Here is a 12,797-nt window from a genome sequence, read left to right on the forward strand (position 1 = left end):
TCGAGCCTGGAAGCTGCACCACGCGAGGTGGCGACGAAATTCGTCGGCGCCTGGCGTCAGGCCTTGGGCTTGCGAGTCCGCTTCGCAGCAGGCGCCGGCTTCTCCGCGCTGCCCATCTCCACCGCATTGCCAGACTCCACGATTTCATAGGGTGGAAGATGGGTTCTGCGACGGTATTCGTAGGTCGTTGCCTTGGGGTGCGTGGGTGGCGACATGCCTTTGCTGGCGTACAGACTGGCCACACCCGCGCGCCATATGGTCGTGGCGAAGTCGCGCACGCTTTCGTCGTCTGCAGGGCGGTCCAGATCCTCCGCCAAGGAGGCCTGAATCTTCTCGAAGTCGGCATGCGCCACTGCGGAGGCCATAGCGGCCGTGCTCGCATCGGCGCCGGTCTCATATCTGCGTTCATCAATGTACGCAGCCAAGCGACCGATTACCCCGGTCAGGCGTATCCAGTCCATCACGCTGACCGCGTCAAGGTTGGGAGCAAAAGATTCCTCGAGCCGAGAGGAAACCTCAGCGCTCAAAGAACGATTGTTCTTGGCTGCAGAGGCCACCAGCCGATCCTTGAGATCAGCCGACAGGCGAAGGTTGGTTTGTACGTCATCAGAGGCCATGCCGCGATTATCCAAGCAAAGTGCTTGCACGCAACCAAGCAGACTGCTACATTGACATCCAAGCAAAGTGCTACATGAAAGGAAAAGCTATGGCACAAAGCGAAGTCCAGACTAATGTGCGTCTGCCCGCTGCACTAAAGACCTGGTTGCAAGAACAGGCGGAGACGGCCCGGCGCAGCCTTACGGCCGAGGTAGTGCACCGCCTTGAGGAGAGCAGAGCCCGCCAGGAGAAGGGCACCAACCAGTGACCACCCCACACCCGCCCCCCTGGCCGAAGCAGGCCAAAAAAGGCGAAGCCCCGAAGCAGGTGAGAGCGCTTCAGGGCTTCTAGATCCGAACCCTTCCCAGGAAACCGAATCATGAACGCGATTATCGCGCGCCCAGCTACGGGCGCAAGGCCGGGCCATGCCCAAGCCGTTGTCGCAGCACCCCGCTGCGCCCAGGAACAATGCTCTGGCGCCCAAACGACGGGCGACTGGTCCCTCCCGGCGAAGCTCGTAGAGCCCATCGCCGAGCCCTCGCAGCTGGACTGCTTCATGGGGCTGCAGCGACTGTGGATCACCAACACCCTTCTCTATCCGGAGATCGGGCGCGGCGATGTCATCGAGGTGAACTTCGAGCGACGCGAGATCCGCTACGACGGCCTCTACCTTGTGGTCGTCAGCTATCCCCATTCCCCTCCATGGCACGGTGCCCGCAAGTTCCAGCTCAAGCCCACTCCGTGCGGGACCAGCGCGCTTTGGGTGAACGACAGCAACCGAGGGGACTGGCGCGAAGTCGATGAAGACCTGCGCGCTCGAATCAAAGTGCTGGGCGAGATTACCGAGGTCCTCAAGCCCGTCAACAGCACCGCTTGGAGGTACGAATGAGCACGGCAGCCCTCAAACCCAATGCACGCCGGACCACATCTGCCCCGGTTGCCGCGCAGAAAACAGCGCCCAAGTCAGAAGCCGAAACGCTCTGCCGTGATGCAGCCATAGTGATTTGCAACATCGCGGAGATGGCCCGCGCAGCCGAGAGGCTGTCGGACCATTGGCGCATCAAGTCGCTGCAAGACGCCGCTCTGCTCTTCCGGCATGTGTACGACACGGACTTCGAAGCCGGCATCGATGACATGCCGGCCGATATGCTGGGACAGCTGCGCCTGGGCTACACCCTCCTGGATAGCGCAATTGCCGAAGCAAGAGAACGAAATCCCGCTGCAGTGGGATTGACTGTTCACTGCATGCTGGCCGCCGGCCACGCCATGGCACTCACAAAGGCACTGGAGGAGGCCTACACCAGCCAGGACTTGCCGCAGCTGCGGGCGCTTGCGACGATCCAGGGCGCCTCCATGGTGGGCGCTCAAGCTGAAGCCCGACCCGCACAACAGGGCGCTGGCAAGTCGCCTCTCGAAACCATCCGCCTCTTCGCCCTCGATTGCTCCTATGACATCCAGGGTCTGGCGGATGCCGTCACGTTGATGGGCGACGAACTGGACGATGAGGCTGTGAACTTCACACGCATCACTGCCCTGCTGCGCTGCTATGGCACGCGCATCCGGGACCTGAACAGCATCCTGATGAGTTTCATTGACGAAGACGCACTGCGCGTGCTGGACATGAAGCACATGCTGTATCGAGGCGCGAACACTTCGAAGCTGGAGGATCTTCAATGAGCACCGCCGTTGCAAAGGCCCGGACTCGGGCAACGCCCCGCATCCAGCAGCCGGCCGCTGCGCCCCGCCCCGCTTCCGGGACCACCGACCCCATACGCACGCCTGCCAGCATGCTGGCGACCTTCTTCCGCATAGGTTCTTCCTTGGAAGTCTCCAGCAACTGCTGGCCCGACAAAACTGAGCGATGCGAGCCAGTGAGGCTGCTGCTCACGGCAAAAGATGACATCGAGCACTATGCCGAGAGATTCATCAACGATCTGTCCAGTGCACGCGACTTTGCCTTCGATATCGTGGCCTTGATCAAGGCCGCGCGCCGTGCTCCCGGACCAGCAGAACCTGCCGAAGCCAAGAAGCTGCTGGACCAGGCCATGGCCGACCTGGCCTGGATCGCGGACATGCCCGTGGCCGAGCTGATGGCAGACGCAGCAGCACCAGCAGCCCAGCAACAGGACCAGGTCGAATGGCGGAAGCTCGCCTGCAGTGCCAACTACGAAGTTCAGCGCCTGGCGCAGACCATGGTGCGGCTGGCCGATCAGTTGGACCTTGATGCGCAGCCCGTCTTCCATGGGTTGGCGGCTCGCATTGCTCAGCTTTCCGAGATCGTCTACTCCGCAGGGCGACTGCATGGCGAAGACCCGGCGGAAGCGGGCACGCCGCCGTTGAAGGAACTGCAACACATCTTCGCCGGAGGGCTGTGCCTTGGCTGAAGCACGCAAACCCAAGACAAGCGCCCAGGCCCTCCTGGCCATGGCGCCGCGCACGCTCAACGGCTCAGCCTGGCTGGAGCAGCACGAAGCGCTGACCCACCACCTGCTGCACATGATGGCGCGCGCCCTGGCCAAGCCGGCCGGCCGTGCCACGGACGGGGCGCTGCAGCCCATTGCCCAGGCATACACGGCCCTGCGCACGCACGCCAAGCAGGTGGTGGGCGATGCGGTGCCCGTGGTGCTGGCCGCCGATGGCCGCCATGAAATCCCGTTCGAGAAGCTGTCCGAGGCTCGCGCCAAGGTGGCAGTGCTGCAGGCCGAGCTGCAGGCTGCACACATCGCGGGCGCCCAGGCCCGGGATCTGCTGGCCCTGGCGCAGTCCTGCATGGCTCAGGGCACGTCGCCGTCGGCTGAGCTGGCGGCCCGCATCCAGCAGGCCCTGGACCAGACGACCAGCACCGAACCACATCCTGGCGAGGGCCAGGAGGCCGTGCAGGACTTGGTGCGCGGGCTCGCCAGCCATGAGTTCAACGCCGGCCGGCAGGCCATGCATACCGACATCCTGGCCCTGCTGTCTCGCCGGCTGGGGGAAATGGAGGCCGCTTCGAAGCGTTACCCGCAGACGGCCGGCACGTTGAACCAAGCGGCCGGCGTGCTCAACGTGGCGCGCAAGCAGATCCAGGAGATTCACCCATGAGCACCCCTTTTGATCACGAGAAGAATTGGAAATCAATCCGGCGTGGCATTTTCGCGTTCTGCGTCTGCATGGTGGTCATATTTGCCACTGACGTGGCTCAGATCGCTTTGGCCGCAAAGGAGCGTGGAAAGAAGGCCGAGGCCGATGGCGCCACCCCGCCGCAGTGCGCCTGCCCCTCTCGGGAGACTGATCAATGACCGGCCGCCGAGCAGAAAACCGCCTCACGCGGGAGGACACCACAGCGCTCTGGCATGCCGTCAAGGCTATGGCGGACATCCTCGAGGCCACCCGCAAGCTGGAGGGCGTATACCCCGAGCATCTCGCTGAAGATGAGGCCCAACTGGCGCGTGCCCGTCGTGCCCTGCGCAAGGCGAACAAGCTGCGCGAAGAGATGGGCCGGCGCCCAAGCACCCGGGCCGAACGCCCCCAGCGCACGATAGGAGGGCCCAAGCCGTGACAGCAGAAGCCATCACCACCAGCCTCTACCTGACCGAAGAGGAGATCGACGGCCTCTGCAAGCCCCTGAAGCAGCGCTTCGCCCAGCGCCGGTACATCGAGCAGGTGCTGGGCCTCCCGATAGCCGGCATCCGTCCGGATGGACTGCCCCTGGTGGGCCGCACCATGGCGGACGAAAAGCTCAACAACAAAAAGCCGTCCGCGTCCGAACGCGGATTCAAATGGAGTAAGTGATGGGTCGCAGAAGAGAGCGAGCATCAGGCTTCGGCCTGCTGCCGAGGATGGAGGCCCGGCCTCGCAAAAATGGGCTTGTCACCTACCGATATCACCCGGTGGGCGGCAAGCCCATCAACCTGGGCACCGACCGCACGGCGGCCATGCAGGCCGTGCTGGAGATGAACCACGCGCCCAACTCCCAGGGCACGATACGCGAGCTCTGGGGCCTGTACCAGAAGACCGCGCGCTGGACGGTCTTGGGGGAGCGCACGAAAAAGGACTACGAGTCCTATAGCGTGAAGCTCATCGAGGTCATGGGCGAGGTGCCTGCCGCCGCGGTGCGTCCCACCGACATCGCCAGGTTCCTGCGCGTGGAGCGTGCAGACGCACCCGTCCGGGGCAACCGAGAGATCGCCCTGCTCTCCAACCTGATGAACGTGGCCATCGAGCGCGGGCTGATCGACGCCAACCCATGCAAGCAGGTCAAGAAAAACAGCGAGCGAGCCCGGACAGAGGCGCCGGAGCCGGCCGAGCTGCGCGCGTTCCTGGACTGGCTGGAGGCCGGCAGCCCTGCGCGCAAGACCCTGGCCCTGATGGCGGAGTTTGCCGCCCTGGCTGGCTCGCGACGCGTGGAGTTCCTGGCCCTGCAGGTGCCGCAGATCGACATGCAGGCCGGCGAGATCCGGCTGATGCGCGCCAAGCAGCACGGCGGCACCAAGCGGGCCGAGAACATCGCCATGGGTCCGGCCATGCTGGACCTGGCCAAAAGGCTGCTGCAGCTGCCGCGTCCCGAGACATCGCTGCACGTCTTCATCAACCAGCACGGTAGCCCGCTCACCGAATCGGGCTTCACCACGGGCTGGCAGCGGGCGATGGTCGAGGCCTTGGAGACCAAGGTGATCAGCAGGCGTTTCACCTTCCACGATCTTCGGGCCTACTACACCACCCAGCACAAGGCACGGTATGGCGCCCTGCCCGAGCTTCACGCCAGCTCGGCCACCACGGCCCGGGTCTACGACCGCTCGAAGGTCTCAAAACGACAGTCCCTGGGCTGACCTCTATTCCCAAATTGGGAATAAAACAAAAGCCGCGCTACCTTTACGATAGCGCGGCTTCCGCGTGTTTGTTGGTGGGTCCTGCGAGATTCGAACTCGCGACCAACGGATTAAAAGTCCGCTGCTCTACCGACTGAGCTAAAGACCCGAACCACGCTTTGCATGCATCAGATGCTGCTCAGCGAAGACATAGATTCTAGCACCAAATTTTACGCCTCAATTCTTGATGCGGCTCAGTTGATCGATGACCCAGCCTGCGGCGCACTGGCCGAAGGTGGCGGTGACGGCTACCACCGAGCCGTAGCCGTGGCAGTTGAGCGTGCCGTCGCCTTCGATGGCGCAAGAGGCATCGGGCGGGGCGACGGCCTCGCGGCTGAAGACGCAGGCGATGCCGATGCGCTTGCCTTCCTTGGGTGCGCCATGCTCGCGGCGCAGGCGGTAGCGCAGTTGGGCCAGCAGGGGGTCGTGCGTGGTGGCGCTGAGGTCTTCGATGTCCACCTTGTGCGCCAGGCGCTTGCCGCCGGCCGCTCCGACCGAAATGAAGCACTGGCGCGTGGCGCGCGCATGGGCGGCCATGGCAGTCTTGGCCTTGACCTGGTCACAGGCGTCGATGACGGCGTCCGCGTTCTGGGGCAGCAGGTGCAGCCAGTTGTCCGGATCCACGAAGTCGTCGATGCAGTGCACGCGGCAGGCCGGGTTGATCTGGGCAATGCGCTCGCGCATGGCTTCGATCTTGGCCTGGCCCACGGTGGTGGAGAGCGCGTGAATCTGGCGGTTGATGTTGGACTCGGCGACATGGTCCATGTCGATGAGTGTGAGCTCGCCCACACCGCTGCGCGCCAGCGCCTCGGCGGTCCACGAACCTACGCCGCCGATGCCCACCACGACGACGTGCGCGGCGCGGATGCGCGCGGCGCCCGGCACGCCATACAGGCGCTCCAGGCCGCCGAAGCGGCGCTGCAGGTCGGCATCAGAAAAAACAGCGCCTGCTTCAGGCGCTGTCTTGTCTTCTCCCGCAGGGGATGAAGAGGCCGTATCGCTCATCACTTGAGGCTGGCGAGACGGTTCTTGGCCGCGGCTGTGGCTTCGGCGTTGGGATAGGCCTTGATCAGGTCTTCCAGCGTCTTGCGCGCGCCCTTGGTGTCCTTCATCTCGATCTGGCAGTTGGCGATGGACAGCGCCGCCTCCGGCGCCCGGCCATGCATGGGGGCTGCCGCCAGCAGCGCGCGGAAGTTGGAGATCGCGTCCTTGTAGTTGCGATTGGCGTACTGCGCGTTGCCCAGCCAAAAGCGTGCCGAGGGCACGTAGCCGCTCTTGGGCCACTGGTTCAGGAAGGACGAGAATGCCGTGCCGGCTTCGGCAAAGCTGCCGGCGCGGAACTGCGCCAGCGCGGCTTCGAAGTCGCGCTTCTCGGCCGGGTCGGCCGCGAATTCCTGGCCGTCCACCGTCACCGTGACCGGCTCGAACTGGCGCAGGCGCTCGTCCACGCCCTTGGCGATGTCGCGCTGGCCGCGCTGCAGCTCGGCCACATCGCGCAGCAGCTGCTCGTTCTGGCCGCGCAGCTTGGCTTGCTCGGACTTGAGCTGCTCGATCTGCGACTGCAGTTCGAGCAGGCCACGGCGCGTTTGCGCGCTTTCCTCGGTCATGCGCTGCTGCGACTGCTGCATGCTGTCGACACGCTGGCGCATTTCCAGGATGGCGCGGCGCGCCTCGTCATCGCCGAACAGCGCGGCATGGCCGCTGGCGGCGTAGCCGGCCATCAGGCCGGCAGCCAGCAGCGTGCGCAGCGCGGTGCGATGCAGGATCGGGGAGCGCTGCATGTTCATCAACGGTAGGACAGTTCTGCGCGGCGGTTTTGCGCGTAGGCGTCTTCGGAATGGCCTTCGGAGGCAGGCTTTTCCTTGCCGTAGCTCACGGCTTCCATCTGCGCGTCGCTCACGCCCAGCAGGCCCAGCGAGCGGCGCACGGCTTCGGCGCGCTTTTGGCCCAGAGCCAGGTTGTATTCGCGGCCGCCGCGCTCGTCGGTATGGCCTTCGATCTGGACCTTGCGTGCAGAAGACGCCTTCAGGAAGCGTGCATGGGCTTCGATCTGGGGCTGGGCGTCGGCCTTGACGACGTAGCTGTCGAAGTCGAAGTAGACGATGCGGCTGACGCCCTGGGGACCTGCCTTGTCGGCAGCCGAGCCGGTCAGGTCCACGCCCGAGATGCCGCTTTGCGAGGTGCTGCCGGTGCCGGCACCGCTGCCCTGGCCCGTGCTGGAGGCGCCCGCGTCGGTGACCGGGGTTTCGTCGAGCTTGACGCCCGAGCTGCAACCTGCCATGAGTGCGGTGACTGCAAGTGCCAGGGAAAGTCGTTTGATGGTGATCATGAAAAATCTCCGTATGTCCGGATGGACTTCGTGCTGAGTTGACTTGTTGACTGAAAAGAAATCGAGGAAGCCGGGCTATCACTGGCGCTGGAACGGACCCCAGTCGGGCTCGCGGATGTCTCCGCCCTGCCCTGCCAGCCGCGCCTTGATCTTGCCGTCCAGCGTGGTGGTCATCAGGGACTCGCGGCCCTGCTGCAGCGTGGCGTAGACGATCAGGCGGCTGTTGGGAGCGAAGCTGGGGCTTTCGTCCGCCGTGGTGTCGGTGATGGCATTCACGGTGCCGGTGCCCAGGTCCATGACATGGAGCTTGAAGCCGCCGCCCACGCGCGAGATGTACGCAAGCCACTTTCCATCGGGGCTGACACTGGGCGAGATGTTGTAGTTGCCGGTGAAGGTGACGCGCTCCGCGCTGCCGCCGGAAGCCGGCACCTTGTAGATCTGCGGGGCGCCGCCACGGTCGCTGACGAAGTAGATGGAGCGGCCGTCGCTGGAGAAGTTCGGCTCGGTGTCGATGCCGCTGCTTTGCATCAGGCGGCGGGGCTCGCCGCCCTGGGCGCTGATCAGGTACAGCTGCGAACCACCATCACGGCTGAGCGTGACGGCCAGCGAGTTGCCATCGGGCGCCCAGGCCGGCGCGCTGTTGGAGCCCCGGAAGTTGGCGACCAGGCGACGGCGGCCGCTGGCCACATCGTGCACATAGACCACGGGCTTGCGCGACTCGAAGGACACGTAGGCCAGCTGGGTGCCGGTGGGCGACCAGGCAGGCGAGATGATGGGTTCCGGGCTGGACAGGGCGGACTGCGCGTTCTCGCCATCGGCATCGGCCACCCACAGGCGGTAGTTGCTTCCTGCCTTGGTCACGTAGGCGATGCGTGTGGAGAACACGCCTTTCTCGCCCGTGAGTTTCTCGTAGATGTAGTCGGAGATGCGGTGGGCCACCAGGCGCAGGTCGCCGGTGGTGACGGCAAAGCCCTGGCCGCCCAGGTCCTGGCCCTTGACCACGTCCCAGAGGCGAAAGCGCACGTCGTAGCGGCCATCGGCCAGGCGCGTGATGCTGCCCACGGCCAGGGAATCTGCGCTTTTCTGGCGCCACATGGCGACATCGGGGCGCGAGGTTTCATCGAGTTGCACGCCGGCCGTGTCCACGGCGCGGAACTGACCGCTGCGCTCCAGGTCGGCCTGGATGATGGCCGAGATCTTCTGGGGCGCCTGCCCTTCTCCCTTGAATGCTGCAATGGCGATGGGCAACTGGGTCAGGCCCACGCCCGTCACTTCGACGCGGAACTGGGCCAGCGCGGGAATTGCAGGAGTGGAGGCAAGAGCGGCCAGCAGGGTTCGGCGCGAAGGGCGCGGCACGGCCGCCAGGGAGGAAGGAGAAAGGAGTCGGTCAATAGTCATTGGCATTCATCAATATCTACGGGAAGACCCCGGTACTTGCACAGGTGCGAATGTTACACACACTGGATGCGTCACGATGTAAGAACGTGCACTGTAGGGTCTGTCGGCCCAGGCTTTGTCGATCCCCGCCAGCCGCATCGGTTCCCCATGGGGCAGCCCCAGGCAAGCCCGCCGTAAAATCCGCGCTTCATGCACGCACCATCCTCACCGCCGCCGGCCCCTGCGCCGTCCGCCGCACCGGCGGCCCATGATCTCGCCAGCACCCTGACCCTGTCGCAGCGCCTGAAGCGCCTGTCCCCCTATTTTGGTGGTCAGCGCCTGGCCTGGACGATGGCCGTGGCCGCCACGCTGGTGGGTGCGGTCACCGAGCCGTTGATACCGGCATTGCTGCAGCCGCTGCTGGACAGCGGCTTCACCGACGGCACGCTGCCCCTGTGGTCGGTGCCGCTGGCCATCATCGGCGTGTTCCTGGTGCGGGGCCTGTCGCAGTTCGTGGGCCAGTACGCGCTGGCGCGCATTGCCAACGAGGGCATGCTGGCGCTGCGCAGGCGCCTGTTCGAGCGGCTGCTGGCGGCCGACATGGCCTTGTTCTCGCGCCAGTCGGCCTCATCGCTGTCCAACACCGTGGTCTATGAGGTGCAGACCGGCTCCACCCTGCTGGTGCAGGCCATGCTGGGCATCTCGCGCGATGGCTTCACCCTGGTGGCGCTGCTGGGCTACCTGCTGTATCTGAACTGGCAGCTGACGCTGGTGGTGGCCGCCGTGGTGCCGGGCGTGGCCTGGATCATGAAGACGCTGTCGCGCCGCCTGTACCGCATCACCAAGATCAGCCAGGAAGCCACGGACTCCCTGGCCTATGTGGTGGAGGAGAACGTGCTGGCCCACCGCATGGTGCGCCTGCATGGCGCGCAGCAGGGCCAGCAAAAGCGCTTTGGCGGCCTGAGCGGGCAACTGCGCAAGCTGGCCATCAAGGCCACCATCGCCTCTGCCGCGATGACGCCGCTGACCCAACTGCTGGCCGCTGCTGCCCTGTCGGCCGTGATCTGCATCGCGCTGTGGCAAAGCCGGGGCACGGGAGCCACCGCGGCCAATGTGCAGGATGTGACGGTGGGCAGTTTCGCGGCCTTCATCACGGCCATGCTGATGCTGATTGCCCCCATCCGCCGCCTGGCCGATGTGGCCAACCCCATCACGCGCGGCGTGGCGGCGCTGGAGCGCGGCCTGCATCTGCTCGAAGGCTCGGGCGACGAGACCGGCGGCACCCAGGTGCCCGGCAAGGCGCGTGGCGAGATCGAGCTGCGCGACGTGTCCGTTCAGTTTGGCGAGGACAAGGCGCCCGCCCTGAGCCATGTGGACCTGCGCGTGCGCCCGGGCGAGGTAGTGGCCCTGGTCGGCCCCTCCGGCGCGGGCAAGACCACGCTGGTGAACCTGCTGCCGCGCTTTCTGCAGCCCACGGATGGGCAGTTGCTGCTGGACGGCACCCCCCTGCCCGAATGGGATCTGGCCGCCCTGCGCCAGCAGTTCGCCATGGTCAGCCAGGACGTGGTGATGTTCAACGACACCATTGCCGCCAATGTGGCGCTGGGTGGCGTGGAAGACGAGGCACTGCTGTGGGCGGCGCTGGACGCCGCCAACCTGGGCTCGCACGTGCGCGGCCTGCCCCAGGGCCTGCAGACGGTGGTGGGCCACAACGCCAGCCAGCTGTCCGGCGGCCAGCGCCAGCGGCTGGCGATTGCGCGGGCGCTGTACAAGGATGCGCCGGTCCTGATCCTGGACGAGGCCACCTCGGCACTGGACAACGAATCCGAGCGCCTGGTGCAGGAGGCGCTGACACGGCTGATGCAGGGCCGCACGACCCTGGTCATCGCCCACCGGCTGTCCACCATCGAACATGCCGACCGTGTGGTGGTGATGGAGCGCGGCCGCATCGCCGAGCAAGGCACGCATGCCGAACTGCTGGCGCGCGACGGGCTGTATGCCAGGTTGAGCAGGAACCACGCCACCTGAGCGGACAGGAGTGGGGGCGGCCATGCCGCTTTCGCTTGCGGCTTGCAGCTGGCGGCTACCAGCTCCCGCGCGAGGGCTGGGTCTTGCGTTCGGCCTTGATGGCCTTGGTGAGTTTGTCGACCATGTATTGGCGGTCCACCTGCCTGGCGAAGTCGGCGGCGGTGAAGCCGCGCTGGTTGCGCAGGATGACGTCGGCGCCTTCGGCGATGAGCAGGTCCACCACGGCTTCGCTGCTGTACTGGGCAGCCAGCATCAGCGGCGTGGTGCCGTTGGGCGATTCGGCGTCGATGTAGGCGCTTTTGTCCAGCAGCAGCTTGATGATGTCCAGCGTTTGGGGCAGGTCGGCCGAGGTGGCGTAGTGCAGCGGTGTCCAGCCGGGGCGGTTGACATCGGCGCCCCGGCGTATGAGTTCCTTGGCCAGGTCCAGGTGACCCTTGATGCAGGCCATCATCAACGGCGTTTCGCCCTGCTGCGAGGCTTCGTTGACCTTGATGCCGGGGGACTTGAGCAGCACGTCGAAGACGCCCAGGGAGCCCTGGTGCAGGGCCGCAACCAGGCCCGGGCGGCCGCGCGTGTCGCGCGTGTTGGGATCGAAGCCGCGAAAGATCAGGTTGACCATGGCGCGCTCGTTGTCGCTGACGATGGCACGCACGTAGTCGTCGTACTGGCTGGCGTGCGCCAGCCCGGCACCGGCTGCAGCCACGGCCGTCAGGGCGCGGCCGGCCCGGGCCAGCCAGCGGCGACGGTCCACGCGGCCGACGGCCGCAGCATTCAGTCTCATGCGACAACCCCCTTGAAAAGCTGATCGAAGTTGGCACTGGTCAGGGCCGCCACCTCCTCGACCGGAATGCCGCGCACCTGTGCAATCTGCTGGGCCACGTACGGCACATACGACGGATTGTTGGTCTTGCCGCGATAGGGAACGGGCGCCAGATAAGGGCTGTCGGTCTCGATCAGCAGGCGGTCGGCCGGCACGAAGGCGGCCACGTCGCGCAGGTGCTGGGCGTTCTTGAAGGTGACGATGCCCGACATCGAGATGTAGTAGCCCAGGTCCAGCGCCGCGCGCGCGACCTCCATGGTCTCGGTGAAGCAGTGGAAGACACCGCCGGCCTGGCCTGCCGAGCCGTCCTCGCCTTCTTCGCGCAGGATGGCCAGCGTGTCGTCCGAGGCACTGCGGGTGTGGATGACCAGGGGCTTTTGCGTCTGGCGCGCCGCGCGGATGTGCACGCGAAAGCGCTCGCGCTGCCACTCCAGGTCGGCAATGGTGCGGCCGCCCTTGCGGTCTTCCATGCCGTAGTAGTCCAGGCCCGTCTCGCCGATGGCGACCACGCGCGCCAGCGCGGCGCGCTCCACCAGGTCGCCCACGCTGGGCTCGGTCATGTGTTCGGTGTCGGGGTGCACGCCCACGGTGGCCCAGAAATTGTCGTGGTCCAGCGCCAGCTGGTGCACATCGCCGAACTCCTCCATCGTGGTGCAGATGCACAGCGCGCGGGTGACACGCGCGGCCGCCATGGCCTCGCGGATCTCGGGCAGGCGGCTTTGCAGCTCGGGGAAGTTCAGATGGCAGTGGGAATCGGTAAACATGGAATCTCGTGGTTCAGAAACAGCCATGCCGACCC

At 65.7% G+C, this 12,797-nt stretch carries 17 protein-coding genes and 1 tRNA gene; 10 read left to right on the forward strand and 8 right to left on the reverse strand.

Annotated features, from left to right (window positions below):
* Positions 1-56: 56 nt before the first annotated feature.
* Complete coding sequence (locus ACF8ME_RS14135) at positions 57-617, reverse strand: TraY domain-containing protein (RefSeq protein ID WP_392417029.1); 561 nt, start codon at positions 615-617, stop codon at positions 57-59.
* Positions 618-706: 89 nt separating this feature from the next.
* Here ACF8ME_RS14135 and ACF8ME_RS14140 point away from each other — a divergent pair, with 89 nt between their 5' ends.
* From ACF8ME_RS14140 to ACF8ME_RS14180, 9 genes are all read left to right on the forward strand, one after another.
* On the forward strand, positions 707-865 hold the full coding sequence (locus ACF8ME_RS14140; protein ID WP_392417030.1) for an Arc family DNA-binding protein: 159 nt from the start codon (positions 707-709) through the stop codon (positions 863-865).
* A 111-nt stretch (positions 866-976) separates the two neighbouring features.
* Complete coding sequence (locus tag ACF8ME_RS14145; RefSeq protein WP_392417033.1) at positions 977-1,486, forward strand: hypothetical protein; 510 nt, start codon at positions 977-979, stop codon at positions 1,484-1,486.
* Positions 1,483-2,274: a hypothetical protein gene (locus ACF8ME_RS14150; protein ID WP_392417035.1), complete on the forward strand. Its 792-nt coding sequence runs from the start codon at positions 1,483-1,485 to the stop codon at positions 2,272-2,274. The genes ACF8ME_RS14145 and ACF8ME_RS14150 overlap by 4 nt, the downstream gene beginning before the upstream one ends.
* 110 nt (positions 2,275-2,384) lie before the next feature.
* On the forward strand, positions 2,385-2,981 hold the full coding sequence (locus tag ACF8ME_RS14155) for a hypothetical protein (protein WP_392417036.1): 597 nt from the start codon (positions 2,385-2,387) through the stop codon (positions 2,979-2,981).
* Positions 2,974-3,678, forward strand: coding sequence for a hypothetical protein (locus ACF8ME_RS14160; protein WP_392417038.1), 705 nt, complete (start codon positions 2,974-2,976; stop codon positions 3,676-3,678). The genes ACF8ME_RS14155 and ACF8ME_RS14160 overlap by 8 nt, the downstream gene beginning before the upstream one ends.
* Positions 3,675-3,875 (forward strand): hypothetical protein, encoded by a 201-nt coding sequence (locus ACF8ME_RS14165; RefSeq protein WP_392417040.1) that lies wholly within the window; start codon positions 3,675-3,677, stop codon positions 3,873-3,875. Before ACF8ME_RS14160 ends, ACF8ME_RS14165 begins: the two co-directional genes overlap by 4 nt.
* The gene (locus ACF8ME_RS14170) at positions 3,872-4,135 is read left to right on the forward strand and encodes a hypothetical protein (RefSeq protein WP_088164961.1); all 264 of its coding nucleotides are present in this window, start codon (positions 3,872-3,874) and stop codon (positions 4,133-4,135) included. The genes ACF8ME_RS14165 and ACF8ME_RS14170 overlap by 4 nt, the downstream gene beginning before the upstream one ends.
* Positions 4,132-4,368, forward strand: coding sequence for a hypothetical protein (locus tag ACF8ME_RS14175; RefSeq protein ID WP_392417041.1), 237 nt, complete (start codon positions 4,132-4,134; stop codon positions 4,366-4,368). Before ACF8ME_RS14170 ends, ACF8ME_RS14175 begins: the two co-directional genes overlap by 4 nt.
* Before the next feature lie 98 nt (positions 4,369-4,466).
* Positions 4,467-5,405, forward strand: a complete 939-nt coding sequence (locus ACF8ME_RS14180) for a tyrosine-type recombinase/integrase (protein WP_392417042.1) — start codon at positions 4,467-4,469, stop codon at positions 5,403-5,405.
* 72 nt (positions 5,406-5,477) lie between these two features.
* Here ACF8ME_RS14180 and ACF8ME_RS14185 read toward each other — a convergent pair.
* The 5 genes from ACF8ME_RS14185 to tolB form a co-directional block, all read right to left on the reverse strand.
* Positions 5,478-5,553: transfer RNA gene (locus ACF8ME_RS14185), tRNA-Lys, on the reverse strand.
* A gap of 68 nt (positions 5,554-5,621) precedes the next feature.
* Positions 5,622-6,449, reverse strand: coding sequence for a ThiF family adenylyltransferase (locus ACF8ME_RS14190; protein ID WP_392417044.1), 828 nt, complete (start codon positions 6,447-6,449; stop codon positions 5,622-5,624).
* The gene (gene ybgF, locus ACF8ME_RS14195; protein WP_034363943.1) at positions 6,449-7,231 is read right to left on the reverse strand and encodes a tol-pal system protein YbgF; all 783 of its coding nucleotides are present in this window, start codon (positions 7,229-7,231) and stop codon (positions 6,449-6,451) included. Before ybgF ends, ACF8ME_RS14190 begins: the two co-directional genes overlap by 1 nt.
* Positions 7,231-7,773, reverse strand: a complete 543-nt coding sequence (pal, locus tag ACF8ME_RS14200) for a peptidoglycan-associated lipoprotein Pal (protein ID WP_016446824.1) — start codon at positions 7,771-7,773, stop codon at positions 7,231-7,233. The genes ybgF and pal overlap by 1 nt, the downstream gene beginning before the upstream one ends.
* A 78-nt stretch (positions 7,774-7,851) precedes the next feature.
* A complete protein-coding gene (gene tolB, locus ACF8ME_RS14205; protein WP_016446823.1) occupies positions 7,852-9,171 on the reverse strand; it encodes a Tol-Pal system beta propeller repeat protein TolB in 1,320 nt (439 codons plus the stop codon).
* Between the two features lie 189 nt (positions 9,172-9,360).
* Between tolB and msbA the strand changes: the two genes are divergently transcribed.
* Complete coding sequence (gene msbA / locus ACF8ME_RS14210) at positions 9,361-11,178, forward strand: lipid A export permease/ATP-binding protein MsbA (RefSeq protein ID WP_154834477.1); 1,818 nt, start codon at positions 9,361-9,363, stop codon at positions 11,176-11,178.
* A gap of 55 nt (positions 11,179-11,233) precedes the next feature.
* Here the strand turns inward: msbA and ACF8ME_RS14215 are convergent, their stop codons facing one another.
* Both ACF8ME_RS14215 and ACF8ME_RS14220 read right to left on the reverse strand, forming a co-directional pair.
* Positions 11,234-11,959 carry an ankyrin repeat domain-containing protein gene (locus ACF8ME_RS14215; protein ID WP_016446821.1) on the reverse strand — a complete coding sequence of 242 codons (726 nt, stop codon included), beginning with the start codon at positions 11,957-11,959 and terminating at the stop codon, positions 11,234-11,236.
* A complete protein-coding gene (locus ACF8ME_RS14220; protein WP_016446820.1) occupies positions 11,956-12,762 on the reverse strand; it encodes a TatD family hydrolase in 807 nt (268 codons plus the stop codon). Before ACF8ME_RS14220 ends, ACF8ME_RS14215 begins: the two co-directional genes overlap by 4 nt.
* Positions 12,763-12,797 lie beyond the last annotated feature (35 nt).

Origin of the sequence: Delftia sp. WSY_7 (assembly GCF_043104845.1) — a bacterium.
GTDB classification, from domain to species: Bacteria; Pseudomonadota; Gammaproteobacteria; order Burkholderiales; family Burkholderiaceae_C; genus Comamonas; species Comamonas tsuruhatensis.

Bases quoted from the DNA above. Each gene is read 5' to 3' on its own strand.
- ACF8ME_RS14135 (WP_392417029.1), bottom strand. From the start codon at position 617: ATGGCCTCTGATGACGTACAAACCAACCTTCGCCTGTCGGCTGATCTC.
- ACF8ME_RS14140 (WP_392417030.1), top strand. From the start codon at position 707: ATGGCACAAAGCGAAGTCCAGACTAATGTGCGTCTGCCCGCTGCACTA.
- ACF8ME_RS14145 (WP_392417033.1), top strand. From the start codon at position 977: ATGAACGCGATTATCGCGCGCCCAGCTACGGGCGCAAGGCCGGGCCAT.
- ACF8ME_RS14150 (WP_392417035.1), top strand. From the start codon at position 1,483: ATGAGCACGGCAGCCCTCAAACCCAATGCACGCCGGACCACATCTGCC.
- ACF8ME_RS14155 (WP_392417036.1), top strand. From the start codon at position 2,385: ATGCTGGCGACCTTCTTCCGCATAGGTTCTTCCTTGGAAGTCTCCAGC.
- ACF8ME_RS14165 (WP_392417040.1), top strand. From the start codon at position 3,675: ATGAGCACCCCTTTTGATCACGAGAAGAATTGGAAATCAATCCGGCGT.
- ACF8ME_RS14170 (WP_088164961.1), top strand. From the start codon at position 3,872: ATGACCGGCCGCCGAGCAGAAAACCGCCTCACGCGGGAGGACACCACA.
- ACF8ME_RS14190 (WP_392417044.1), bottom strand. From the start codon at position 6,449: ATGAGCGATACGGCCTCTTCATCCCCTGCGGGAGAAGACAAGACAGCG.
- ybgF (WP_034363943.1), bottom strand. From the start codon at position 7,231: ATGAACATGCAGCGCTCCCCGATCCTGCATCGCACCGCGCTGCGCACG.
- pal (WP_016446824.1), bottom strand. From the start codon at position 7,773: ATGATCACCATCAAACGACTTTCCCTGGCACTTGCAGTCACCGCACTC.
- tolB (WP_016446823.1), bottom strand. From the start codon at position 9,171: ATGACTATTGACCGACTCCTTTCTCCTTCCTCCCTGGCGGCCGTGCCG.
- msbA (WP_154834477.1), top strand. From the start codon at position 9,361: ATGCACGCACCATCCTCACCGCCGCCGGCCCCTGCGCCGTCCGCCGCA.
- ACF8ME_RS14215 (WP_016446821.1), bottom strand. From the start codon at position 11,959: ATGAGACTGAATGCTGCGGCCGTCGGCCGCGTGGACCGTCGCCGCTGG.
- ACF8ME_RS14220 (WP_016446820.1), bottom strand. From the start codon at position 12,762: ATGTTTACCGATTCCCACTGCCATCTGAACTTCCCCGAGCTGCAAAGC.